Origin of the sequence: Bradyrhizobium sp. CIAT3101, assembly GCF_029714945.1 — a bacterium.
In the GTDB taxonomy this organism is placed as follows: Bacteria; Pseudomonadota; Alphaproteobacteria; order Rhizobiales; family Xanthobacteraceae; genus Bradyrhizobium.
In genome coordinates, this window is record NZ_CP121634.1 from 92,209 (window position 1) to 115,661 (window position 23,453).

Annotated in this window: 21 protein-coding genes and 1 tRNA gene; 8 read left to right on the forward strand and 14 right to left on the reverse strand. The window is 65.5% G+C overall.

Annotation, left to right across the window (positions count from 1 at the left end):
- The first annotated feature begins 110 nt into the window (after positions 1 to 110).
- The 3 genes from addB (at position 111) to trxA (ending at position 7,147) form a co-directional block, all read left to right on the forward strand.
- Positions 111 to 3,254 (forward strand): double-strand break repair protein AddB, encoded by a 3,144-nt coding sequence (gene addB, locus QA645_RS00395; RefSeq protein ID WP_283047427.1) that lies wholly within the window; start codon positions 111 to 113, stop codon positions 3,252 to 3,254.
- The gene (addA, locus tag QA645_RS00400; protein ID WP_283047429.1) at positions 3,248 to 6,757 is read left to right on the forward strand and encodes a double-strand break repair helicase AddA; all 3,510 of its coding nucleotides are present in this window, start codon (positions 3,248 to 3,250) and stop codon (positions 6,755 to 6,757) included. Before addB ends, addA begins: the two co-directional genes overlap by 7 nt.
- Positions 6,758 to 6,826: 69 nt before the next feature.
- Positions 6,827 to 7,147: a thioredoxin gene (gene trxA / locus QA645_RS00405; RefSeq protein ID WP_007598398.1), complete on the forward strand. Its 321-nt coding sequence runs from the start codon at positions 6,827 to 6,829 to the stop codon at positions 7,145 to 7,147.
- An 81-nt stretch (positions 7,148 to 7,228) separates the two neighbouring features.
- Here the strand turns inward: trxA and QA645_RS00410 are convergent, their stop codons facing one another.
- The 13 genes from QA645_RS00410 to aroA form a co-directional block, all read right to left on the reverse strand.
- Positions 7,229 to 7,642 carry an SRPBCC family protein gene (locus QA645_RS00410; RefSeq protein ID WP_283047431.1) on the reverse strand — a complete coding sequence of 138 codons (414 nt, stop codon included), beginning with the start codon at positions 7,640 to 7,642 and terminating at the stop codon, positions 7,229 to 7,231.
- 61 nt (positions 7,643 to 7,703) lie between these two features.
- Positions 7,704 to 8,444: a metallophosphoesterase family protein gene (locus tag QA645_RS00415; protein ID WP_283047432.1), complete on the reverse strand. Its 741-nt coding sequence runs from the start codon at positions 8,442 to 8,444 to the stop codon at positions 7,704 to 7,706.
- A gap of 141 nt (positions 8,445 to 8,585) precedes the next feature.
- Positions 8,586 to 9,929 carry a folylpolyglutamate synthase/dihydrofolate synthase family protein gene (locus QA645_RS00420; protein WP_283047434.1) on the reverse strand — a complete coding sequence of 448 codons (1,344 nt, stop codon included), beginning with the start codon at positions 9,927 to 9,929 and terminating at the stop codon, positions 8,586 to 8,588.
- Entirely contained in the window at positions 9,926 to 10,867 is a 942-nt protein-coding gene (gene accD / locus QA645_RS00425) for an acetyl-CoA carboxylase, carboxyltransferase subunit beta (RefSeq protein ID WP_254127227.1), read from the reverse strand. Before accD ends, QA645_RS00420 begins: the two co-directional genes overlap by 4 nt.
- A 110-nt stretch (positions 10,868 to 10,977) precedes the next feature.
- On the reverse strand, positions 10,978 to 11,814 hold the full coding sequence (gene trpA / locus QA645_RS00430; RefSeq protein ID WP_283047435.1) for a tryptophan synthase subunit alpha: 837 nt from the start codon (positions 11,812 to 11,814) through the stop codon (positions 10,978 to 10,980).
- Entirely contained in the window at positions 11,811 to 13,028 is a 1,218-nt protein-coding gene (gene trpB, locus QA645_RS00435) for a tryptophan synthase subunit beta (RefSeq protein ID WP_283047437.1), read from the reverse strand. Before trpB ends, trpA begins: the two co-directional genes overlap by 4 nt.
- Complete coding sequence (locus QA645_RS00440) at positions 13,025 to 13,684, reverse strand: phosphoribosylanthranilate isomerase (protein WP_283047439.1); 660 nt, start codon at positions 13,682 to 13,684, stop codon at positions 13,025 to 13,027. The genes trpB and QA645_RS00440 overlap by 4 nt, the downstream gene beginning before the upstream one ends.
- A gap of 65 nt (positions 13,685 to 13,749) precedes the next feature.
- Complete coding sequence (locus QA645_RS00445; RefSeq protein WP_283047440.1) at positions 13,750 to 14,142, reverse strand: lipopolysaccharide assembly protein LapA domain-containing protein; 393 nt, start codon at positions 14,140 to 14,142, stop codon at positions 13,750 to 13,752.
- Between the two features lie 71 nt (positions 14,143 to 14,213).
- Positions 14,214 to 14,519 (reverse strand): integration host factor subunit beta, encoded by a 306-nt coding sequence (locus tag QA645_RS00450; RefSeq protein ID WP_007598410.1) that lies wholly within the window; start codon positions 14,517 to 14,519, stop codon positions 14,214 to 14,216.
- 183 nt (positions 14,520 to 14,702) lie between these two features.
- Positions 14,703 to 15,683 (reverse strand): signal peptide peptidase SppA, encoded by a 981-nt coding sequence (gene sppA, locus QA645_RS00455; protein WP_283047441.1) that lies wholly within the window; start codon positions 15,681 to 15,683, stop codon positions 14,703 to 14,705.
- A 227-nt stretch (positions 15,684 to 15,910) separates the two neighbouring features.
- Positions 15,911 to 17,617 carry a 30S ribosomal protein S1 gene (gene rpsA, locus QA645_RS00460; protein ID WP_057752276.1) on the reverse strand — a complete coding sequence of 569 codons (1,707 nt, stop codon included), beginning with the start codon at positions 17,615 to 17,617 and terminating at the stop codon, positions 15,911 to 15,913.
- Positions 17,618 to 17,883: 266 nt separating this feature from the next.
- Complete coding sequence (gene cmk / locus QA645_RS00465) at positions 17,884 to 18,522, reverse strand: (d)CMP kinase (RefSeq protein ID WP_254127249.1); 639 nt, start codon at positions 18,520 to 18,522, stop codon at positions 17,884 to 17,886.
- Positions 18,519 to 19,856, reverse strand: coding sequence for a 3-phosphoshikimate 1-carboxyvinyltransferase (aroA, locus tag QA645_RS00470; protein ID WP_283047444.1), 1,338 nt, complete (start codon positions 19,854 to 19,856; stop codon positions 18,519 to 18,521). The genes cmk and aroA overlap by 4 nt, the downstream gene beginning before the upstream one ends.
- 159 nt (positions 19,857 to 20,015) lie before the next feature.
- Here aroA and QA645_RS00475 point away from each other — a divergent pair, with 159 nt between their 5' ends.
- The 3 genes from QA645_RS00475 to QA645_RS00485 all read left to right on the forward strand — a co-directional run bounded on the left by QA645_RS00475 (position 20,016) and on the right by QA645_RS00485 (position 20,983).
- Positions 20,016 to 20,423 (forward strand): TIGR02300 family protein, encoded by a 408-nt coding sequence (locus QA645_RS00475; protein ID WP_234682465.1) that lies wholly within the window; start codon positions 20,016 to 20,018, stop codon positions 20,421 to 20,423.
- A 91-nt stretch (positions 20,424 to 20,514) separates the two neighbouring features.
- Positions 20,515 to 20,590, forward strand: a tRNA-Ala gene (locus tag QA645_RS00480).
- Positions 20,591 to 20,746: 156 nt separating this feature from the next.
- Positions 20,747 to 20,983, forward strand: a complete 237-nt coding sequence (locus tag QA645_RS00485; RefSeq protein ID WP_283047447.1) for a GIY-YIG nuclease family protein — start codon at positions 20,747 to 20,749, stop codon at positions 20,981 to 20,983.
- A gap of 6 nt (positions 20,984 to 20,989) precedes the next feature.
- On the opposite strand, the gene QA645_RS00490 is transcribed toward QA645_RS00485, so the two are convergent.
- Entirely contained in the window at positions 20,990 to 21,448 is a 459-nt protein-coding gene (locus QA645_RS00490; RefSeq protein WP_254191152.1) for a MarR family transcriptional regulator, read from the reverse strand.
- A gap of 157 nt (positions 21,449 to 21,605) precedes the next feature.
- Here QA645_RS00490 and QA645_RS00495 point away from each other — a divergent pair, with 157 nt between their 5' ends.
- Together QA645_RS00495 and QA645_RS00500 are read left to right on the forward strand one after the other, a co-directional pair.
- Positions 21,606 to 22,031 carry an organic hydroperoxide resistance protein gene (locus QA645_RS00495; RefSeq protein ID WP_283047450.1) on the forward strand — a complete coding sequence of 142 codons (426 nt, stop codon included), beginning with the start codon at positions 21,606 to 21,608 and terminating at the stop codon, positions 22,029 to 22,031.
- Positions 22,032 to 22,205: 174 nt separating this feature from the next.
- Positions 22,206 to 23,408: a CaiB/BaiF CoA-transferase family protein gene (locus tag QA645_RS00500; protein WP_254127259.1), complete on the forward strand. Its 1,203-nt coding sequence runs from the start codon at positions 22,206 to 22,208 to the stop codon at positions 23,406 to 23,408.
- The last annotated feature ends 45 nt before the right edge of the window (positions 23,409 to 23,453 follow it).

Below are 23,453 nucleotides of genomic sequence, written 5' to 3' on the forward strand. Positions count from 1 at the left end.
TCCGGGGCACGAGCGTGGTGCCAGACGAACAGCGGGGACGATTCCTCCCCGCCCCATGACCAATCCAGCCTGCGTCCCTATATTGCCGTGATCCCCGAATCAGGCAGCCCATGCGCGTTTTCAGCGTTCCCCTCTCAGTTCCGTTCCTGCGCACCATCGTCACGGCCCTGCTCGAGGGCCGGCTGGTCGAGGGATTCGAGGCGCGCAAGGAACCGGCGCGACTCGCGGACGCCACGCTGTACCTGCCGACCCGGCGCGCCATGCGCGTGGTCCGCGAGATCTTCCTCGACGAGATGAAGGCGGACGCGGTGGTGCTGCCGCGCATCGTCGCGCTCGGCGACATCGACGAGGACGAGCTCGCCTTCGCCGACGAAGGTGAGCAGTTTTCCGGCTCGACACCGCTGGATATTCCGCCGCGGCTCGGCGAGCTCGAACGGCGGTTGACGCTGGCGCAGCTCGTCGCCGCCTGGGCCAAGCGTCCCGTACTATCACCGCTCGTGGTCGGCGGTCCGGCCTCGACATTGGCGCTGGCCGGCGATCTCGCCCGCCTAATCGACGACATGGTCACGCGCGGCGTCGACTGGAGCAAGCTACGAGGCCTGGTGCCAGATCAGCTTGATCAATACTGGCAGCATTCACTTCAGTTCTTGAACATTGCCAGCGAGACATGGCCTGCCCATCTCGCCGAGATCAACCGTATCGAGCCGGCCGCGCGGCGCGATCTCCTGATCGCGGCGGAAGCAAAGCGCCTGACCGCGCATCCGCATGGACCCGTGATCGCGGCCGGCTCGACCGGTTCGATGCCGGCTACAGCTAAATTCCTGCATGCGGTCGCGGCGCTGCCGCACGGCGCCGTCGTGCTGCCGGGTCTCGATAGCGATCTCGATGACGAGGCCTGGCGCAGCATCGGCGGCAGCAGGGACCTGCTGGGCATCACCGAGAATCCTACCTCGAACCATCCGCAATATGCGATGCATGCGCTGCTGCATCGCTTCGGCATCAAGCGCAGCGACGTCGAGATCCTTCATCCGCCGGCCGAAGGTGGCCGCGATCTGCTCGCATCCGAATCGATGCGGCCCTCCGCCAGGACGGAGGTCTGGCACGACCGGCTGAAGCAGCCTGATGTTGCCGCGAAGATCGCCGGCGGCATGAGGAACCTTGCCGTCGTCGAAGCCCCCAATCCTGAAATGGAAGCGCTCGCCATCGCCATTGCGATGCGCGAGGCGCGGCATCTCGACAAGTCGGCCGCACTGGTGACGCCCGATCGCGCGCTGGCGCGGCGGGTGATGGCCGCGCTGACCCGATGGGATCTCGCCTTCGACGATTCCGGCGGCGACGTGCTGATGGAAACCGCCGCCGGCGTCTTCGCCCGGCTGGCGGCCGAGGCTGCGACCAGGGGATTGGAGCCGCCGACGCTGCTGGCGATGCTGAAGCATCCGCTGTGCCGGCTCGGCCGGCCGCCTGGCGCATGGAAGACGGCGATCGAGGGATTGGAGCTTGCCGTGTTGCGCGGCACGCGCCCGCCTTCGGGCACGGGCGGGCTGCTGCGCGAATTCAATCGCTTTCGCGAGGAGCTGGCAAAGCTGTGGCGCAGCGAGGTCTCCGCGTTGCACCACGCCGAACCCCGCGCGCGCCTCAAGCCGGAAGACCTCGATCGCATCCAGGCCCTGATCGATGCGTTGCAGAAAGCCTTGGCGCCGATCGAGAGCCTGGCGTCATCGAAACCGTTTGACTTCGCCGAGCTTGCGCATCGCCATCGCGAGATCCTGATCGAGCTGTCGCGCGACGAGCAGGGCATTCCGCTCGCCTTCGAGGAGCGTGAAGGCCTCGCGCTCGCCGGCGCCTTCGACGATCTCCTGCGCGGCGGCACGACCAGCGGATTGATGGTGACGCTGCCGGACTATGCCGACTTGTTCCAGACCGCGTTCGGCGATCGCGCGGTGCGGCGACGCGACAAGCCGGGCGCGCGCCTGCAGATCTACGGCCCGCTGGAATCGCGCCTGATGCAGACCGACCGCGTCATCATCGGCGGGCTCATTGAGGGCGTCTGGCCGCCCGCGCCGCGGATCGATCCCTGGCTCAGCCGCCCGATGCGGCACGAGCTTGGTCTCGATCTGCCGGAGCGCCGCATCGGCCTCTCCGCGCACGACTTCGCGCAGCTGCTCGGGGGCGACGAGGTGATCCTCACCCATTCCGCCAAAGCCGGCGGCGCCCCCGCCGTGGCCTCGCGCTTCCTGCATCGGCTGGAGGCGGTCGCGGGCGACGAGCTCTGGGAGGCTGCGATTCACGCCGGTGAAAAGTACGTGCAGTTCGCGGGCGCGCTGGACCAGCCCTCCCAAGTTACGCCGATCAAGCAGCCAGAGCCGCGACCGCCGCGCGCGACGCGGCCGCTGAAGATGTCGGTGACCGCGATCGAGGATTGGCTGCGCGATCCCTACACGATCTACGCCAAACACATCCTGCGGCTGGACGCGCTCGATCCGGTCGACATGCCGCTCTCGGCCGCCGACCGCGGCTCGGCGATCCACGATGCGCTCGGCGAGTTCACCGAGACCTACGCCGCACATCTCCCGCCGGATCCCGCGCGGGTCTTGCGCGCGATCGGCGAAAAGTATTTTGCCCCGCTGATGGAGCGGCCCGAGGCGCGGGCGCTGTGGTGGCCGCGCTTCCAGCGCATCGCGCGCTGGTTCGGCGAATGGGAGACGGTACGGCGCGACGCGATCGAGGCCATCACCGCGGAGACCCGTGGCGAGATCTCGATCCGGCTCGACAACGAGCGCAGCTTCCACCTCTCCGCCCGCGCCGACCGCATCGAGCGGCGCCAGTGCGGCGGTTACGCCATCCTCGACTACAAGACCGGCCAGCCGCCCACGGGCAAGCAGGTCCGCATGGGCCTGTCGCCGCAACTCACGCTGGAAGCCGCGATCCTGCGCGAGGGCGGTTTTCCCGATATCGACGCCGGCGCGTCCGTGAGCCAGCTCGTCTATGTCCGCCTGAGCGGCAACAATCCGCCGGGCGAGGAACGCATCCTCGAGCTCAAATGCAAGCAGGGCGACGAGCCGCAACCGCCGGATACGGCCGCCGCGGAAGCGCGCGCCAAGCTGGAGGCGCTGATCCGCGCCTTCGACGACGAGAACCAGCCCTACACCTCGCTGAACCTGCCGATGTGGACCAACCGCTACGGTGCCTATGACGATCTCGCCCGGATCAAGGAATGGTCCGCGGCTGGCGGCCTGGGGATCGAGGAATGGTAAAGGTGCCGCGCCCCATCCCGGATGAAGTGCGTGCCCGGCAGGCGCGTGCATCGGACCCGACCGCGTCGGCTTTCGTGTCGGCCAATGCCGGCTCGGGCAAGACCCATGTGCTGGTGCAGCGCGTGATCCGCCTGCTGCTCTCGGGCGTGCCGCCGGAAAAGATCCTCTGCATCACCTTCACCAAGGCCGCCGCCGCCAACATGGCCGAGCGCGTGTTCACCACGCTTGGCCATTGGGTGACGCTCGACGACACCGGGCTCGACGCCGCGATCCGCGCCGTCGGCATCCCGCATCCGGATCGAAAACTGCGCCGCGAAGCACGAAAACTGTTCGCCTGCGCGCTGGAGACGCCGGGCGGGCTGAAGGTGCAGACCATCCACGCGCTGTGCACGCGCCTGCTCCAGCAGTTCCCGTTCGAGGCCAACGTGCCGGCGCGCTTTGCCGTGATGGACGACCGCGACCAGACCGACATGATGGAGCGCGCCAATCTGAAAGTATTTTTGGAGGCCGCGCGCGATCCTGACAGCATCACCGGCCGTGCGTTGCTGACCGCGATGGCCAGCGCCGCCGATGTCACCTTCAAGGAAGTGATCCGCGAGGCCTGCCTGAGCCGCGATCATTTCATGGCCTGGACCGATGAGGCCGGCAACGCCGGCGCGGCGGCCGAGCAAATGGCAGCCGTGCTGGGCGTCAATGCCGACGATCGCATCGAGGACGTCGAGACCGAGATTCTCGATGGCCCGTTCCTGCCCCGCTCGCGCTGGGACGACATCGCTTTCGCACTGGAGGATGGCAGCAAGTCCGACAACGACCAGGCCGGTCGCCTTCGTGAGGCAAAGGTGTTTTCCGGCGCGGCGCAGGTCGATGCCTATCTCGGCGTTTTTCTCACCGACGAAAAACTGCCGCGCAAGGCCGTGCTGACCAAGAAGTTCGGCGAGCAAAATCCGTCCGTCGCGCGCCTGTTCGAGAACGAGGCGTCTCGCCTAGGTGGATTGATCGAGAAGCGCCGCGCGGTGACCATGCGCGACCGCACCGAGGCGCTCCTGCACATCGCCACCGCCGCCGCCGCAAACTACCGCCGCGAGAAGCAGGAACGCGGGCTGCTCGACTACGACGACCTCATCGACAAGACGCTGGCGATGCTCAACCGCATCTCCGCAGGCTGGGTGCATTACAAGCTCGACCGCGGCGTCGATCACGTCCTGATCGACGAGGCGCAGGATACCAGCCCGCGGCAATGGGACATCGTCGCGCACATCATCTCGGAATTCACGGCCGGTGAAGGCGCGCGCGAAGGGCTGAACCGCACGGTCTTCGCCGTCGGCGACGAGAAGCAGTCGATCTTCTCGTTCCAGGGCGCGGCTCCCCACGAATTCGACGCACGCCGGCGCGAGCTGCACCGCAAGTTCACCGCGGCCGGGCTGAAATTCGATCCGGTCGCCTTCACCTATTCGTTCCGTTCAGGCGCTGCGATCCTGCATTCGGTCGACCACGTCTTCCGTGAGCCCACGATCTACAAGAGCATCCATTCGGTCGAGATCGGTCATCCCCTGCACAATGCGCTCGCCGATGCCGGCCCGAGCGTGATCGAGCTGTGGGATCTTGCCGAGGCCGATGACCGGCAGGAGATCGAGGGCTGGCGCGCGCCGTTCGACGGCGTCGCCGTCACCAGTCCCGAGGTCAAGCTCGCCCGCCGCATCCAGACCGAGATCAAGCGGCTGGTCGAGAGCGGCACGCTGACGGGACACGAGGGCGAGCGCCGCCCGCTGCGCTATGGCGACATGCTGATCCTGGTGCGCCGGCGCGGCAACGCGTTCGACGCAGTGATCCAGGCGCTGAAGCATGCCAACGTTCCCGTCGCCGGCGCCGACCGGCTCAAGCTGACCGAGCACATCGCGATCATCGACCTGATGAATCTCGCGGACGCGCTGCTGCTGCCGCAGGACGATCTCGCGCTGGCGGTGGCGCTGAAGAGCCCGCTGTTCGGTCTCGACGACGACGATCTGTTCCAGCTCGCGCATGGCCGCAAGGGATCGCTGCGCCGCGCGCTCGGCGAGCAGGCGCCGACAAGCGAGAAGTTCGCGACAGTGCTGCGACGCCTCGAGGCCTGCGAGATCCGTGCGTGCGAGGAGACGCCGTTCGCCTTCTATGCCTGGTTGCTCGGCGGTGACGGCGGCCGCGCGCGCATGTTGCGCCGGCTCGGCCATGAGGCCAACGACGCGCTCGACGAATTTCTGGAACTGGCGCTGAATTGCGAGCGCAAGGCACCGGCTTCGCTGCAGGGCTTCATGGCCTGGCTGCGCTCGGCAGACACCGAGGTGAAGCGCGACATGGAAATCACCCGCGACGAGGTGCGGGTGATGACGGTGCACGGCGCCAAGGGCCTGGAAGCGTCGGTCGTGTTCATGGTCGACACCACATCGTCGCCCGCGGACTCGCAACGGGTCCGGCTGATTCACGTGCCGCGCGGCAACGGCGGCGAGGTCGTGGTCTGGGCCGGGCGCAAGGCGGACGATCCCAAGCCCGTCGCCGATGCCCGCAAGGCGATGCTGGAGGAGACCGAGGACGAATATCGCCGCCTGCTCTATGTCGCGATGACGCGCGCGGCGGATCGGCTGATCGTCGGCGGCTGCCTGCCCGGCAACATGCGAACCGTCCGCAAGCTGAGCTGGTACGACCTGATCGACACGGGGCTCACCGGCTCCGGCCTGGACAAGCAGACGATCGAGACGCCGCTCGGCAAGGTGACCCGATTCGCCCGACCGGAGGACGTCGCCGCGCTCGGCACGCCCGCGACCTCAGTGGACCATTCGGTCACGCTGCCGGACTGGCTCCGGACGCCGGTGCCGCGTGAGAGCCTCGACGACGATCCGGTGCGCCCCTCCGGCCAGCCGGCCGAGGAAGGCCGGGCGGTGCGATCAGGCGAATCGGTCCAGTCGCGCGCATTGGCGCTCCAGCGCGGCACGCTGGTGCACCGGTTGCTGCAGTCCCTGCCGGATATCGCCACCGAGCGCCGGCGCGAGGCCGCGCTTGGCTTCATGACCCGCAATGCCGGCGACTGGTCCGAAGCCGACCGCGTGTTGCTGGCCGACAAGGTGCTCGGCTTGATCGCCGAACCGCGCTTTGCCCCGGTGTTTGCCGAGGGCAGCCGGGCGGAGGTCGCCATCGTCGGGAAACTCGACCGGCCGGGCCGCCCGCCGGCGCTGGTGTCGGGGCAGATCGACCGGCTGGTGGTTCGTCCGGACGAGGTTTTGATCGTCGATTTCAAGACCAACCAGACCGCCCCGAAAAGCGCCGCGGAAGCCCCCGCCGCCTATGTCCGGCAGCTTGCGCTGTACCGGGCGGTGCTGGCGCGGCTTTATCCCCAAAAGCCGATCCGCGCCGTCCTGCTCTGGACCGAGGCCCTTGAATATATGGAGATTTCAGCCCCCGCGCTGGACGCGGCGCTGGCATCCCTTCATGTCGGCGTGAGCGTCCTTGACCCGGCAAGGGGCCGTTCATAGGTTGAGGCCATGATCCCGGGCGCGATTCCACGTCGCGCCGATTCTCTTTCAAACGAGTGAGGTACTCCAATGGCCGTTGGCAAGGTTTCCGATACCGATTTCGAAGCCGAAGTGCTCAAGGCGAACGGTCCGGTCGTCGTCGATTTCTGGGCCGAATGGTGCGGCCCCTGCCGCATGATCGCACCCGCCCTCGATGAGATCGCCGGCGCGATGGGCGACAAGGTCAAGATCGTCAAGCTCAACGTCGACGAGAGCCCGAAGACCGCTTCGAAGTACGGCGTGATGTCGATCCCCACCCTGATGATCTTCAAGGGCGGCGAGATGGCCTCCCGCCAGGTCGGCGCGGCGCCGAAGGCGAAGCTTCAGCAGTGGATCACCTCCGCGGTCTGATTCACGTCGCGACACGATGATTTTCGGAAACGGCCGGCCAATCGCCGGCCGTTTTATTTTGTCCGTGGCGCGGCGAGCGACCTATTTCTGCTCCGCGAGCTTGGCCAGGCTTGCGAGAACGTCAGGAAAATCTGCGGAAACAGCCGGACCGATGTCGGAGGCCTCCGGGCCTTGCGCATCAACGGCGTAAATGATTCGCGTACGCGCCGATCCGAGCGGCTCGATGCGATGGGCGACCTTGATGACGAGATCGCCGACCCGCGTTTCGTCGACGAAGTGGACGTTCTCGCGCACATCGATGAGTTGCGACCGCAGCGCCTCCTCACCGGGCGGCTTCATCGTGAACCAGGTGCCGGCCGCGAATGGCCCGTCAATGTCGATCTGCTCGATGGCCGCGTTCCAGTTTTTCCAGCCAGGTACGTCGCGAAAAATGCTCCAGATCGTCTCTGGGGTCGCCGACGTCTCGATGGCGTATTCGGTTCGCCAGGTATCCATCACGCGCTCCCCCCTTTGATATCGACGCATATGGCAAGGGTAGCACGGATGGACCGCCGCGCTACTTGATCCACCCCGTCGCCAGCGCGTTCGCGAGCTCCGGCTGATTGTTGCGGCGGGCGAGCGCGGCCATCGTTTCATGGTCATAGGCGATCTGGCGGAACGTCACCCGCCAGGCGGCGTCGACGAATTCGAGGATCGCATAGCGCGCGTGCGGCGTGCCGGCTTCGACCAGATGCGGGAACGGATGCACGTCGCGATAGCCGGGGCTGCCGACGCTGCCGGGATTGACGATCAGGCGGCCGTCGCGAAGTCGCACGGCGCGGGCAAGATGGGTGTGGGCGCAGAGGATCAGCGGCTGCGTCACGCCTTGCGCGAACTGCTCGATCCGGTCGAGCGGCGACAGCGCCACCGTACCGTCGGGATGCACGGTGTCGAGCCAGTAGATCTCGTCATCCTCGGGCGTGGCGTGGCAGAGAAAGACCTGATCGCGAAACACCCGCGTCATCGGCTGTGCGCGCAGCCAGTCGAGCTGCGCGGCATTGAGCTGCGCATGCGCGGGACGATCCCACGAGCCCATCTTCTCCGGGGGACGATCGAGCAGGTAGCGGTCGTGATTTCCGAGCACATGCACGGCGTCGAGCTTCATCAGGATCTCGATGGTGCGCCGCGCATCGAGCGGGCCGCTGAGCATGTCGCCGAGATTGACGATGTCGGAGATGCCTTGCGCGCGGATGTCGGCAACAACCGCCTCCAGCGCGAGATAATTTCCGTGGACGTCGGCAATCGCGGCAAAACGCATTGTTGGTCTCTCCTGCCCCGGACGCAGCGCAGTGCTTCTTCAGCGGTGCGCTGCCGAGCCGGGGCCCTTGTGGTGGCATTCTGGGTCCCGGCTCTGCGCAGCAACGCTCCGCGTTGCAGCGCGTCCGGGACACGAGGCCGACTATGCAGGAGGCGTGCCGTTGAGCCCCAGCACATGGCCGGCGAGATAGAGCGAGCCGGTGATGAGGATGCGCGGCGGCACCTCGTAGGCGAGCTTCGACAGAGCGCGCAGCGCGGCCTCGATGCCGGGGGCGATCTCCACGCGCATGCCGAGGCTGCGGACCGCGTCCGCGAGACGATCCACCGGCATCGCGTTCTCGGTGTCCGGAATCGGCACCGCAATGATGTGGCGGGTGAGGCCTGCGAAATTGGCCAGAAACGCCTGCGCATCCTTGTTGGCCATCATGCCGGCGATGACGACCAGCGGCCGCGACACCCGCTCCTCGAGGTCGCCGAGCGCGGCAGCCGCGACGCGGCCGCCTTCGGCATTGTGCCCGCCGTCGAGCCAGATCTCGCTGCCGCGCGGCGCGAGAGCAAGCAACTCGCCCGAGGTGAGACGCTGCATCCGTGCCGGCCATTCGGCACCGACGATGCCGGCCTCGAACGCTGCGTGGTTAACCTTGAACGTCGGAATCGCGCGCAACGTGGCGATCGCCAGGCCGGCATTGTCGAACTGGTGGCGGCCGAACAGCCGCGGCGCCGCGAGGTCCATCAGGCCACGCTCGTCGGAATAGACCAGACGCCCATGCTCGACATTGACGTGCCAGCTTTCATTCGCGGCAAACAGCGGCGCACGCATGCGCTTGGCCTGCGCCTCGATCACCGCCATCGCTTCCGGCAACTGCTCCGCGCACACCACGGGCACGCCGCGCTTGATGATCGCGGCCTTCTCGCCGGCGATCGATGCCAGGGTATCGCCGAGGAAATCCATGTGGTCCATGCTGACAGGCGTGATCACGCAGGCCGCGGGCGCATCGACCACATTGGTCGAATCGAGCCGGCCGCCGAGGCCGACTTCGAGCAGCACCGCGTCGGCAGGATTTTGCGCGAACAGGTGGAAGGCGGCCGCGGTCTTCAGCTCAAAGACGGTCGCAGGCTCGCCGGCATTGACGCGCTCGACCTCTTCCAGCGCCGCGCGCAATTCGTCGTCAGAGACGAGCACGCCATCACCGGCGCGGCCGAGGCGGAAACATTCGTTGATGCGGACGAGATAAGGCGAGGTGTAGGCGTGGACGCGCAGGCCGGCCGCCTCCAGCGTGGCGCGCAAGTATGCCACCGTCGAGCCCTTGCCGTTGGTCCCGGCGACGTGGATCACCGGCGGCAGCTTGCGTTCGGGATGACCGAGCCGCTCGAGCAGGCGATGCATCCGCTCGAGCCCGAGATCGATGCGCTTCTGATGCAGGGCCGACAGCCGCCCGATCAATTCACCGAGCGGCGGCTTTGCACTGTCAGCGGAGGCGTTCACGCGTGGGGCGCTGCCGGCGCCGTCTCGGGAGCCGATACGATCTGTGCCGGGCTGACGACAGGCTGCACCGATTTCGACGCCCCTTCCTGCGCCGGCGCTCGGGTCAGCAGGCGGCAGAGCCGCGCCAAGGTCGGACGCAGTTCGTGGCGATGCACGACCATGTCGACCATGCCGTGCTCTTTCAGATATTCGGCGCGCTGGAAACCTTCCGGCAGCTTCTCGCGGATGGTCTGCTCGATCACGCGTGCACCGGCAAAGCCGATCAGTGCGCCGGGCTCGGCGATCTGCACGTCGCCGAGCATCGCATAGGATGCGGTGACGCCGCCGGTGGTCGGGTTGGTCAGCACGACGATGTAGGGCTGTTTTGCTTCACGCAGCATCTGCACCGCGACGGTGGTGCGCGGCATCTGCATCAGCGACAAGATGCCTTCCTGCATGCGCGCGCCGCCGGATGCCGCAAACACGATGAACGGCGATTTCTTCTCGACCGCAAGCTCGAGCCCGCGCACGAGGGCTTCACCGGCAGCCATGCCGAGCGAGCCACCCATGAAATCGAAGTCCTGCACGGCGACGACGACGCCGGCGCCTTCGAGCTTGCCGTAGCCGACCTTGACCGCATCGTTCAGATTGGTGCGCGCCCGCGCATCCTTGATGCGGTCGGCATATTTCTTCTCGTCGCGAAACTTCAACGGATCAGGCGTGACCTCGGGCAGGGCGACGTCGAACCAGGTCTCGTTGTCGAAGATCGACTTCAACCGCGCCACCGCGCCCATGCGCATGTGATAGTTCGAGCCGGGGATGACGAACTGATTGGCCTCGACGTCCTTGTAGAACACAAGCTGTCCGGAATCCGGGCACTTGATCCACAGATTCTCCGGCGTCTCCCGCCGCAGCATGTTGCGGATCTTCGGCCGGACCACATTGGTAAGCCAGTTCATGGTTTGCTCCGATGTGCGAGCCCGCAGGGGATCGCCTGAAGGAATATATGGCCGCCCGGCCTTCGCCCGGCAAGCTGCCGTGTCACCCGCCCGAGCAGCGGAATTAAGGCCTATTCGGCCGCTTGTTTGGCGCCCTTGACACCCTGGGCCAGCGCCGCCGTGAGCTCGGCCACGGCGTTTACGGTTTTGGTGGTGGCGCGCCCCTCGGCATCGAGACTGTTCTTGAGCGCATCGACCAGCGCGGTGCCGACCACCGAGCCATCGGCCTTTTCGGCAATGGCGCGCGCCGCCTCAGGCGTACGGATGCCAAAACCGACGCAGATCGGCAGCTTGGTGTGCCGCTTGATGCGCGCGACGGCTTCCCCGACGACATTCGCGTCCGCGGCCGCGGCGCCGGTGATGCCGGCGATGGAGACGTAATAGACAAAGCCTGACGTGTTCGCGAGCACCGCAGGCAGGCGCTTGTCATCGGTGGTCGGGGTCGCCAGACGAATGAAGTTCAGTCCCGCCTTCAACGCGGGAATGCAGAGCTCGTCGTCTTCCTCCGGCGGCAGATCGACGATGATGAGGCCATCAACGCCGGCCGTCTTGGCATCCGCCAAAAACTTGTCGACGCCGTAAATGTAGATCGGATTGTAATAACCCATCAGCACCAGCGGCGTGACATTGTCGGCCTTGCGGAAGTCACGCACGAGATCGAGCGTCTTCTTCAAGGTCATGCCGACCTTGAGCGCGCGGAGCCCGGCGGCCTGGATCGAGGGGCCATCCGCCATCGGATCGGTGAAGGGAATGCCGAGTTCGATGACGTCGGAGCCTGATGTCGAGAGCGCCTTGACGATCTCGAGCGACGTCGCCGGATCGGGATCGCCGGCCATCACATAGGTGACGAAGGCCGCGCGGCCCTGCTTCTTCAGCTCGGCGAAACGGGTGTCGATACGCGTGGTCACTTGCTCTTGCCCTTCAGGATGTCGCCGACCTGCGGGACGTCCTTGTCGCCGCGGCCGGAGAGATTGACGACCATCAGGTGGTCTTTCGGCCGCTTCGGCGCGAGCTCCATCACCTTGGCGATAGCGTGCGCGGGCTCGAGTGCGGGAATGATGCCTTCGAGCTTCGAGAGCAGCTGGAACGCGGTAAGCGCCTCGTCATCGGTCGCGGAGAGATAATTGACGCGGCCGATCTCATGCAGCCAGGAATGCTCGGGGCCGATGCCGGGATAGTCGAGGCCAGCCGAGATCGAATGCGCGTCCTGGATCTGGCCGTCGGCATCCATCAAGAGATAGGTGCGGTTGCCGTGCAGCACGCCGGGACGGCCGCCCGCGATCGAGGCCGCATGCAGCTGCGTCAGCCCGTGGCCCGCGGCTTCGACGCCGAAGATTTCGACGGAGGGATCGTCGAGGAACGGATGAAACAGGCCCATCGCGTTCGAGCCGCCGCCGATGCAGGCGACCAGCGAATCCGGCAGGCGGCCTTCGACCTCCTGCATCTGCGTCTTGGTCTCGTTGCCGATGATCGACTGGAAGTCCCGCACCAGCGTCGGATAGGGATGCGGCCCTGCCACCGTGCCGATGCAATAGAACGTGTTGTGCACGTTGGTGACCCAATCGCGCAGCGCCTCGTTCATCGCGTCCTTCAGCGTGCGCGTGCCCGACTGCACCGGATGCACCGTTGCGCCCAGCATCTCCATGCGGATCACGTTGGGCTGCTGCCGCTCGACGTCGACGGCGCCCATATAGACCACGCATTCGAGGCCGAAGCGCGCGCACAGCGTCGCCGTGGCGACACCGTGCTGGCCGGCGCCGGTCTCGGCGATGATGCGCTTCTTGCCCATGCGCCGCGCCAGCATGATCTGGCCGAGCACGTTGTTCACCTTGTGCGAACCGGTGTGGTTGAGCTCTTCGCGCTTGAGATAGATCTTGGCGCCGCCGAGATGCTCCGTGAGGCGCTCGGCGAAATAGAGCGGCGAGGGCCGGCCGACATAGTTCTTGAGATAGCCGTTCATCTCGGCCTGGAAGGCCGGATCAGCCTTGGCCGCGGTGTAGGCCTTCTCCAGATCGAGAATCAGCGGCATCAGGGTTTCGGCGACGAAGCGTCCGCCGAAGATGCCGAAATGGCCGCGCTCGTCGGGGCCGCTGCGATAGGAATTTGGTTTGGCGATGTTCATCGAACGCTCAACTCTTGGGTGGCGCGCGCGGCGCGAATGAAGGCCTTGATCAGCTCCGGGTCCTTGACGCCTGGCGTGCTCTCGACACCGGAGGACACATCGACGCCGCCGGCACCGGTGACGCGGAGGGCTTCGGCGACGTTGTCGGCGTGCAGTCCGCCCGAGACCATGTAGGGCAATTTGAGATCGAGATTTTCGAGCAGGTGCCAGTCGAAGGCAGCACCGAGACCGCCGGGCCGCGTCGCATCCTTCGGCGCGCGTGCATCGAACAGGATGCGGTCGGCGACTGCGGCATAGCCGGGCAGCACGGCGAGATCACCTGCGGTTGCGACCGGCACCGCCTTCATCACCGGGCGGCCGAATTTCTGCTTGATGTCGCGCAGCCGCGCCACGCTTTCCTTGCCGTGGAGCTGAAAAATGTCCGGCGACAGCGCGTCCATGATGTTGTCGAGCGTGGCATCGTCGGCATCGACCGTGAGCGCGACCTTGAGCGCGCGCTGCTTCACCTGGCGGCCGAGGTCGCGCCCCGTCTCCAGCGAGACATGCCGCGGCGACGGCGGAAAGAACACGAACCCCACCATGTCGGCACCCGCGTCGAGCGCGACGTCGAGCGTCTCACGCGTGGACAGACCGCAGATTTTGACGAGCAGGGGCATGGTCTCAAAGCGGGTGAAGGCCGCAAGCGGCGGCCGGAAAACAGGGTTTTCGGTCGGGGCCGCTTCTACAACGTCGCGCGCTGCTTGTCTCGCCCGATGGCCCCGTAAAGGCCGACCCCGGAGGGCACCGGGAGGTGCCGGGGCTCGGGCTTGGCCGGGGCCGTCTGGGCCCGCAGATCGGCCAGCTCGCCCCGGGCGGCCCGTGCATCCGCCTCATGGCGGCGCGCGGCACGGCGCCAGTGCCGCTGGCCAAACCAGACCGCGCAACCGCCGGCGATGACGCCCACGGCAGCGACCAGGATCAGCAGCAGGAACAGCGGCAGCGTGATCGACAGGGCCGGATCGGCCGCCATAAAGGGATCGAAGGAGACGGTGACGAAGTGCCGGTTGGCGACCGCAAAGGTCACCAGGATCAGGGCCAGCGGAATCAGGATCAGCGCGGTCAGGAACTTTCGCATCGCGAGCGCCCGTCTTGAATCAAGCTTGCTGCCGCATCATGCGGCCATCAGGTAAAATCCGGACGACAGCGCTAGTCCGGTGCGCCCGGATCCGGATGATCGCGGTTGAGCCGCTCGCGCATTTCCTTGCCGGTCTTGAAGAACGGAACGCTCTTCTGATCGACAGGGACATGGGCGCCGGTGCGCGGATTGCGGCCGGCGCGTGCGGGGCGATGCTTGACCGAGAAGGCACCAAAACCGCGCAGCTCGACGCGGTCGCCGCGTGCGAGTGCTGCTACGATTTCCTCGAGAATCGCATTCACAATGTTCTCGACATCCCGCTGGTACAGATGCGGGTTGTGCTCGGCGATACGCTGAACAAGTTCGGATTTGATCATCGAGGAATAGGACCCGGAAGCGTGCGGATGACCATTTCCGTGAAAATACTGTGATCTGTCAAGACGCTAAATGAAGGTTGAGCGTCGTGAAAATGCGTGACATTTGCCGAAAAAGCGGGCTGCACCGCTACCCGCGGGACGGGAAAAAGCTCTCGCGCTCGCGTTGTTCCCACTTATTCCCGGTCAATTCGACGCGGCCGGCTGCCACAGGGCCAGCATCCCGTCCAACCCGACGCGATCGACCGCCTGCACGACGCCGGTTTGCGCGATTTGGTGCGCAATCGCGCTGAATCCAAGCGCTTCCAGCGTGACGGAGGCAGCTGTCTTGAGGAACGGCAGGTCGCCAAAACGCGGCTCGAGCTTGTAATCGCGCACCGAAAGACCCTTCTTGACGCCCTTCTGCTCCTCGAGCCAAGTCACGGCGGTTTTCTCGTCACCGAGCTGATCGATCAGCTTGAGATTGATCGCCTGGCGGCCGGTAAAGACGCGGCCATCGACCACTTTTTCGAGCTGCGTGTCATCCATGCCACGCCGCTGCTTCACCAAATCCTTGAACCAGGCATAGGAATCCTTCACCAGCGCGTCCAGCGCGGCCCGGGCCTCGGGGCTGGTCGGCTCAAAACCGTTGGGGGCGGCCTTCAGCGGCGTGGACTTCACTTCCTCGACCTTGACGCCGATCGTCTTCAGAAGCTCCGAGACGTTGGGAAACTGGAACAGCACGCCGATCGAGCCCACCAGCGAGCTCTGCTGCGCGATGATGTGGTCGCTCGCAATCGCAGTGATGTAGCCGCCCGATGCCGCAAGACCCTCGACCACGACGACCAGCGGCTTCTTCGCCTTCAGGCGCGTCAGGGAATCGTAGAGCTGCTCGGAGCCGGCGGTGGTGCCGCCCGGCGAGTTGATGTGAACGATCACGGCGGCGGCCTGCGAATTCTCCAGCCGCTCCAGCGCCCGCGTCCGCTCGGCATCGCTGCGGATCAGACCGTCGATCTGCACGCGCGCGATCGCGCCGGCGGAGGCGAAGGTGCCGCGCGCGCCCGGCGTCGCGACCAGCGCAAAGCCCGCGATCGCAGCGATCGCGATCAGCGCGGCCACCACGCGCCAGAACGTCAGCTTGCGGCGGATCCTGCGGCGATCGACGATGATGTCAGAATCGAGCGACATCTGAATATCTCCAAATGAAGGGCCGCTGGCGTTGTGCCGTCACAACGTGACCAATGGCTTGCCTGGATACATCAATTGCGGCGCAATTTGAAGAAAACAAGGCTGTGAGCGGGGCGAGAGGCTGCCACACACCCTGCTGTCGTCCCGGCGAAGGCCGGGACGACGATCAAAACAAAAAAGCCCCGGCTCGCGCCGGGGCTCTGATGTCAGCAAAACCTACGTTTCGCTTACTTGCTGTCGCGGTTCTTGAGCGCGGTGCCCAGGATGTCGCCGAGCGTCGCACCCGAATCCGAGGAGCCGTACTGCGCGATGGCTTCCTTCTCTTCGGCGACTTCGAGCGCCTTGATCGACACCTGGACCTTGCGGGCCTTCTTGTCGAACTGGATCACGCGGGCATCGACCTTCTCGCCGACGGCGAAGCGTTCGGCACGCTGGTCGTTGCGGTCACGCGCGAGCTCCGAGCGCTTGATGAAGGTCGAGAAGTCGGTACCGGCGATCTTCACCTCGATACCGCTTTCCTTCACTTCGAGCACTTCGCAGGTCACGACCGCGCCCTTCTTGACATCGCCCGGCTCGGCGAAGGGGTCGCCTTCGAGCTGCTTGATGCCGAGCGAGATACGCTCCTTCTCGACGTCCACATCGAGCACCACGGCCTTCACCATGTCGCCCTTCTTGTAGTTGTCGATCACCTGCTCGCCCGGAAGCTTCCAGTCGAGGTCGGAGAGATGGACCATGCCGTCGACGTCGCCCTCGAGGCCCAGGAACAGACCGAACTCGGTCTTGTTCTTGACTTCGCCCTCGACCACCGAACCGGTCGGGTGACCTTCGACGAAGACCTCCCACGGGTTGCGCATGGTCTGCTTGAGGCCGAGCGAGATGCGGCGCTTGACGGAATCGACTTCCAGCACCTGCACGTCGACTTCCTGCGAGGTCGACACGATCTTGCCGGGGTGCATGTTCTTCTTGGTCCACGACATCTCGGAGACGTGGATCAGGCCTTCGATGCCCGGCTCGAGCTCGACGAACGCACCGTAGTCGGTGATGTTGGTGACACGGCCGGTGAAGCGGGCACCCAGCGGGTACTTGGCTTCGATGCCCTGCCACGGATCGTCCAGCAGCTGCTTCATGCCCAGCGAGATGCGGTGCGTCTCGTGGTTGATCTTGATGATCTTGACCTTCACGGTCTGGCCGATCGAGAGCACCTCGGTCGGGTGGTTGACGCGGCGCCACGCGATGTCGGTGACGTGCAGCAGGCCGTCGATGCCGCCGAGGTCAACGAACGCACCGTAATCGGTGATGTTCTTGACCACGCCGTCGATGACCTGACCCTCTTCGAGGTTCTGCACCAGCTCCTGACGCTGCTCGGCGCGGGTCTCTTCGAGAACCGTGCGGCGGGAAACGACGATGTTGCCGCGACGGCGGTCCATCTTGAGGATCTGGAACGGCTGCGCGTTGTTCATCAGCGGCGCGACGTCGCGGATCGGACGAATGTCGACCTGCGAGCGCGGCAGGAAGGCAACGGCACCGTCGAGGTCGACGGTGAAACCGCCCTTGACCTGGTTGAAGATGACGCCCGTGACCTTCTCGTTGTTCTGGAACGCCTTCTCCAGCTTGCCCCAGCTCTCCTCGCGGCGCGCCTTGTCGCGCGACAGCACGGCTTCGCCGAGGGCGTTCTCGATGCGATCGAGGAACACTTCCACCTCGTCGCCAACCTTGATCTCGCTGTCACGGCCAGGGCCGGAAAATTCGCGCAGCGCAACGCGGCCTTCGGTCTTCAGGCCGACGTCGATGACGGCCATGTCCTTTTCAATTGCAACCACCTTGCCCTTGACGACCGAGCTCTCCTGCAGGTTGCCACCTGCGAAGGACTCGTCGAGCATCGCGGCGAAATCGTCACGCGACGGGCTATAGGTATCAGCGGAAGTCGAAGCCATTTGTTCTCCAGTTGCGGATGTCTTGCCGGCCGTTGGGTTTTTGGGCGTATCGGACGCGCAGTGTCGGAAGGTCCACAAAACCTTCGAGCGACCGCTCGTTGCTCCGGTTTTGCGACCGGAACAGCGGAAGCGGGCCGGCTGGGCCCGCACGTTCGATACGTGAAAATCTGTTGTCCGGAGCCTGGATCGCGTCGGCCCCAAACAGGGACCGAGAGTATCGACCTCAAAGAGCGGGAGCGGGCGCTTCCTCCAATGACGGCAGCGGCTTAACCCCGCGACCGGCCCGCTCGGACGGCCTCGATAATGTCGATGGCGGCCCGGACGCCGCCTTCTATATCCAGTTGGGAGTTATCTAGCAAGTAAGCATCCGCGGCCGGTTTCAAAGGCGCAATCGGCCTGTTCTTGTCCCGCTCGTCGCGCTGGATGATGTCGGCGAGCACCGCCGCCTCATCCGCCTCCTCGCCCCTGGCCCTCGCCTCCATGGTGCGGCGGCGGGCGCGGACTTTCGGGTCGGCCACGACGAAAATCTTCACGTCGGCGTCGGGGCAGATCACGGTTCCAATGTCGCGGCCGTCCAGGACGGCACCGGGCGGACCGGCGGCGAATTGCCGCTGGAAAGTGAGCAGGACCTCGCGAACCCTGGGGATCGCCGAAACGATCGAAGCGCCCTCGCCTGCCGTCTGGGTCTTGAGGGCGGGATTGCCGAACTTTTCGGGATCGAGTTCCAGCGCGGCCTGTACCGCAGCCGCCTCGTCCCGGAGATCATGACCGGACTGCATCAGGGCGTAGGCGACCGCACGATAGATCACGCCGGTATCGAGATGACGATAGCCATAGTGATGGGCGAGGCGCTTGCCGAGCGTGCCCTTGCCCGAGGCCGCGGGTCCATCGATGGCGATGATCATGAAAACTCGGCCCCCAGCGACCGCATCATCGGAATGAAGTCCGGGAAACTGGTGGCGATGAAGCCGGTGTCGTCGACGGTCACCGGCTGATCGGACGCGCAGCCCATCACCAGCGCGGACATCGCGATACGGTGGTCCATATGCGTGGCGACAGTGCCGCCGCCGGGCACATGGCCACGGCCCTCGACGATCAGGTCGTCGCCGGAGACGGTGACCTTCACGCCGTTGACGCGGAGCATGTCCGCGGTGGCCTCGAGCCGGTCGGATTCCTTGACGCGCAGCTCCTGCAGGCCGCGCATGATGGTCGTGCCTTCGGCGAAGGATGCGGCGACCGCCAGCACGAGATATTCGTCGATCATCGAGGGCGCGCGTTCCGGCGGCACCTCGACGCCACGCAGTTTGGACGCGCGCACGCGCAGCTGCGCCATCGGCTCACCGGCGTCACCGCGCACGTCGCTTTCCTCGATGGAAGCGCCCATCTCGCGCAGCGTCGTGAACAGGCCGGTGCGCAGCGGATTGGTCATCACGTCCGACAGAACGACATCGGAGCCTTCGACGATCAGTGCCGCGACGACCGGAAAGGCCGCTGAGGACGGATCGGCGGGCACGATGACGGTCGCGCCGTGCAGCTCGGGCTGGCCGACCAGCGTGATGCGCCGGCCGTGAGCGCCCTCGGCCACCGAGGTGATATCGGCGCCAAAATGCTTCAGCATCAGCTCGGTGTGGTCGCGGCTGGCCTCGTTCTCGATCACCGTCGTGGTGCCCGGCGCAGACAAGCCCGCCAGCAGCACCGCCGATTTGATCTGGGCCGAGGCAACCGGGGTCTTGTAGGTGATCGGCAGCGGATCGCGCGCGCCCTGGACGGTCAGCGGCAGCCGGCCGCCCTCGGCGGCAGAAGCGACCTTGGCGCCCATCTTTTCCAGCGGATCGAGGATCCGGCGCATCGGGCGGCTGCGCAGCGAGGCATCGCCGTCAAAAATCGCCGAGATCGGGCAGCCGGCGACGGCGCCCATGACGAGCCGGCAGCCGGTGCCGGAGTTGCCGAAATCCAGCGCGGCCTTGGGTTGGGCAAAGCCTCCGACCCCCACGCCCTGCACCTTCCAGGCGAAATCGCCGGTGCGTTCGACCTTGGCGCCGAGCGCCTGCATCGATTTGGCGGTGTTGAGGACGTCCTCGCCCTCGAGAAGGCCCGTAATGCGGGTCTCGCCGACCGCGAGCGCGCCCAGGATGAGGGCCCGGTGCGAGATCGACTTGTCCCCGGGCACCCGTACTTTCCCGGTCAGGGGGCCGCTCGAGCGCGACTTCAGCGGCGTCGGCTTGTCGGAATGGGTCAAGATTGTGTCCTTGGATGCGCCTCAGAGGCTCGCGGGCACCTACCACATGGTCTCCCCGCCGTCACGAGCATGTCTTTCTCTCGTAATGCGCTATTGACAGCGGGCCGCCAACTAGCCAAGTGAAACACCGCTTTTCAGACATCCCAGGATTCCTCTGCCGTGGCCAAGTCCGAACTCGGAACCAAACGTATTTGCCCGACCACGGGCAAGAAGTTCTATGACCTCAACAAGAATCCGGTGATCTCGCCCTATACCGGCGAGGTTGTGCCGATTGCGCCCGTGGCGCCGGCCCGCGCGACCCGCGGCGCCGAAGCTCGTCATGCGGCTGCCGCGGATACCACGCCGGAGCCGGCAGAGGTCGAAGAGGTCTCGCTCGAGGAGGCCGATGCCGAAGAGAACACCGGCAAGGTGAAGGCCGTCGTCCCCGAATCCGAGGATGATATCGAGGTCGACGAGACCCTCGATGACGACGATGACGATGATTCGACCTTCATTGCCGACGAAGAAGAGGGCGATGAGGACGTTACCGACATCATTGGTGATGTCGGAGGTGATGAAGAGACTTGAGATCAGTCCTGATCTGTGAAAAAGGGTGCACCGCGCGAGTCGGAAGGCTCGCCGGTCGGGAGTGATCCCCCAGGATCATCCCAAGAGTTAAGGGGCCATAGCTCAGCTGGGAGAGCGCTTGCATGGCATGCAAGAGGTCGGCGGTTCGATCCCGCCTGGCTCCACCAGCCTTCGCTGGCTTCGCCAGCTACGGCTCGGCAAGCCAGCTCCGCTCCATCGTAGCGAAGCTAGCGAAGGCTGCCGCGGCGTAGCCCGCAGGGCGAAGCCGGGCTTCAGCAAATTGAAAACGATTGTAAGCTCCCCCGAAAACTGGGGAGCGTGCGGTGAAGTACGTCTACATCCTCGAGAGCCTTGATTCCCTCCACTTCTATGTTGGGATCACTGATGATCTCCGAGCCCGACTTGCAAAGCACAATGCCGGCGAGGTGCCTCACACCTCGAAATACGGGCCCTGGCGTCTAAAAACTTACATTGCGTTCAGCGATGAGAAGCAAGCCGTCGCATTCGAAAAATACCTGAAGTCAGCATCCGGTCGCGCCTTCACCAAGAAGCGCCTCTAGTCCCCCCTACTCCCCAATCACCGCATTCAACCGATCCCTCAACGCAACGATCTCGTCCTTCATTGCGACCAGCTCCGACACGGAACAGTCCGACGCGGCCAGGATCGACTGCGGGACGCTGCGCGCCTTGTCCTTGAGCGCGTGCCCCTGCGGCGTCAGCGCGATCAGGACCTGACGCTCGTCCTCGCTGGAGCGCGTGCGCTTGACGAGGTGCGCGGCCTCCAACCGCTTGAGCAGCGGCGTCAACGTGCCGGAATCAAGAAACAGCTTCTCGCCGATGTCCTTGAGCGGCACGTCGTCGCGCTCCCACAGCACCAGCATCACCAGATATTGCGGATAGGTCAGGCCAAGCCGGTCGAGCAGCGGCTTGTAGACGCGGTTGAAGGCATGCGCGGCCGAATAGACGGCGAAGCAGATCTGGTTGTCGAGACGTTGCGGATCCAGGGTCGATAATTTCCGGGCCATAGGGAATCTCACGAGATTGACCCGCATTGTGGGACCGGGTCGGGCGACATTCAATTGCGAACAATTAAATGTGAGGCATGCAAATTTCAATTGCGCACAATCTAATTGTTTGCGATACAGGTTCCACCCCAACCCGAAGACCCCAAGGGAGACGAAAATGTTCGTGAACGTCCTCTACAAGACCAGCGCAAAAGCCACCGGTGGCCGTGACGGCCATGCCGCGACCCTCGACGGCGCACTCGACGTCAAGCTCACGACGCCGAAGGAGCTCGGCGGTGGCGGCGGCGCCGGCAACAATCCCGAGCAGCTGTTTGCGGCCGGCTATGCCGCCTGCTTCATCGGCGCGATGAAGTTCGTGTCCTCGCAGGGCGGACCGAAGGTTCCCGCCGACGCTTCCGTGACCTCGACCGTCGGCATCGGCCCGCGCTCGGCCGGCGGCTTCGGCCTCGACATCGATCTGGCCGTCTCGCTGCCGGGCCTGTCCCGCACCGAGGCCGAGGCGCTGGTCGAGAAGGCGCACCAGGTGTGCCCGTACTCCAACGCGACGCGCGGCAATGTCGACGTTCGCCTGACGGTCGTCTGATCTGACGGTGGATTGGCTGGCCCGGGATCCCCCTCGGGCCGGCCGCTTCCGCCTGATTTGCCATGCCGCGGGATTGCCGCCTGCGCTGCATGACCCTCTACGCGACAAGCCATTGCTGGCTTGAACGAACCTCGCTAGGCCTGTCGTCAACATCGACACAGGGGAAGCGAAGGCATGACTGAAGCCGCAACCGGCGCAATGAGCGGACTGCGCGTCATCGATCTCACGCGCGTGCTCGGCGGCCCCTACTGCACCCAGATTCTCGCCGACCACGGCGCCGACGTGATCAAGGTCGAGCCGCCCGCGGGCGACGAGGTGCGCGACTGGGGCCCTCCCTTCCACGACGACGACGCGGCCTATTTCGTCGGCATCAACCGCAACAAGCGCTCGATCGGGCTCGATCTCGCCTCCGAGGGCGGCCGTGTCGTGCTGCTCAAGATGCTGGAAACGGCCGACGTCCTGATCGAGAATTTCAAGCCGGGCACGCTGGAGAAATGGGGCATCGGCAACGATGTTCTCAGCAAGAAATATCCGCGCCTCGTGCATTGCCGGATCTGCGGCTTCGGCGCCGACGGCCCGCGCGGCGGCAATCCCGGCTATGACGCGATCATCCAGGCCATGACCGGCATGATCGCGGCGACCGGCTCGCCCGAGAGCGGCCCGATGCGGATCGGTGTGCCCTTGGTCGACATCACCACCGGCCTCTATGCGGCGATCGGGATCCTGATGGCGCTGTCCGAGCGGCAGCGCTCGGGCAAGGGTCAGTTCCTCGAGACGACGCTGTACGAAACCGGCCTCGCCATCATGCATCCGCACACCGCGAATTATTTCATGCATGGCAAGCCGCCGGGACTTACCGGCAACGAGCATCCGAACCTCGTGCCGTACGCGATCTTCCCGACCAAGACCGACAACATCTTCATCGGCGTCGGCAACGATGGCACCTTCCGCAAGCTTGCCAAGGAGATTGGCAAGCCCGAGCTCGGCACCGATCCGCGCTTTGCCCGCAACAAGGACCGCATCGCCAATCGCGACGCGCTGCGCGCCGAGCTTGCCGCGGTGTTCAGCCAGCACGAGGCCGAACCGCTGTGCAATCGCCTGCTGGCCGCAGGCCTGCCCGCAGGTCCCGTGCAGAAGATCGACCAGGCGTTGACCAACCCGCACACGATCGCGCGCGGCGATGTCATCGAGAAGGACTGGTACAAGGGCGTGGCCTCGCCGATCCGGCTCGATCGCAGCAAGCCGAGCCTGCGCCGCCTGCCGCCGAAGTTCAGCCAACACTCCCAGGAGGTGTTGGGCGAGTTCGGCTACTCAAAGGCGGAGATCGACGCGATGGTCGCGAACGGCGTCGTCTGCGGGCCCGAGCGCAAGCGCTAGGGCCCAGCCTCCGCGCACCCAACGGGTGATGCCGCACTGCGGCGC

Coding starts and splice junctions, on each gene's coding strand:
- QA645_RS00450 (WP_007598410.1), bottom strand. CDS start 14,519: ATGATCAAATCCGAACTTGTTCAGCGTATCGCCGAGCACAACCCGCAT.
- trpB (WP_283047437.1), bottom strand. CDS start 13,028: ATGAACATCGCCAAACCAAATTCCTATCGCAGCGGCCCCGACGAGCGC.
- accD (WP_254127227.1), bottom strand. CDS start 10,867: ATGAACTGGCTTACCAATGTGGTCCGGCCGAAGATCCGCAACATGCTG.
- rpsA (WP_057752276.1), bottom strand. CDS start 17,617: ATGGCTTCGACTTCCGCTGATACCTATAGCCCGTCGCGTGACGATTTC.
- QA645_RS00440 (WP_283047439.1), bottom strand. CDS start 13,684: ATGCCCCTGCTCGTCAAAATCTGCGGTCTGTCCACGCGTGAGACGCTC.
- addB (WP_283047427.1), top strand. CDS start 111: ATGCGCGTTTTCAGCGTTCCCCTCTCAGTTCCGTTCCTGCGCACCATC.
- QA645_RS00410 (WP_283047431.1), bottom strand. CDS start 7,642: ATGGATACCTGGCGAACCGAATACGCCATCGAGACGTCGGCGACCCCA.
- addA (WP_283047429.1), top strand. CDS start 3,248: ATGGTAAAGGTGCCGCGCCCCATCCCGGATGAAGTGCGTGCCCGGCAG.
- trxA (WP_007598398.1), top strand. CDS start 6,827: ATGGCCGTTGGCAAGGTTTCCGATACCGATTTCGAAGCCGAAGTGCTC.
- QA645_RS00495 (WP_283047450.1), top strand. CDS start 21,606: ATGTTCGTGAACGTCCTCTACAAGACCAGCGCAAAAGCCACCGGTGGC.
- QA645_RS00500 (WP_254127259.1), top strand. CDS start 22,206: ATGACTGAAGCCGCAACCGGCGCAATGAGCGGACTGCGCGTCATCGAT.
- QA645_RS00445 (WP_283047440.1), bottom strand. CDS start 14,142: ATGCGAAAGTTCCTGACCGCGCTGATCCTGATTCCGCTGGCCCTGATC.
- QA645_RS00490 (WP_254191152.1), bottom strand. CDS start 21,448: ATGGCCCGGAAATTATCGACCCTGGATCCGCAACGTCTCGACAACCAG.
- QA645_RS00415 (WP_283047432.1), bottom strand. CDS start 8,444: ATGCGTTTTGCCGCGATTGCCGACGTCCACGGAAATTATCTCGCGCTG.
- sppA (WP_283047441.1), bottom strand. CDS start 15,683: ATGTCGCTCGATTCTGACATCATCGTCGATCGCCGCAGGATCCGCCGC.
- cmk (WP_254127249.1), bottom strand. CDS start 18,522: ATGATCATCGCCATCGATGGACCCGCGGCCTCGGGCAAGGGCACGCTC.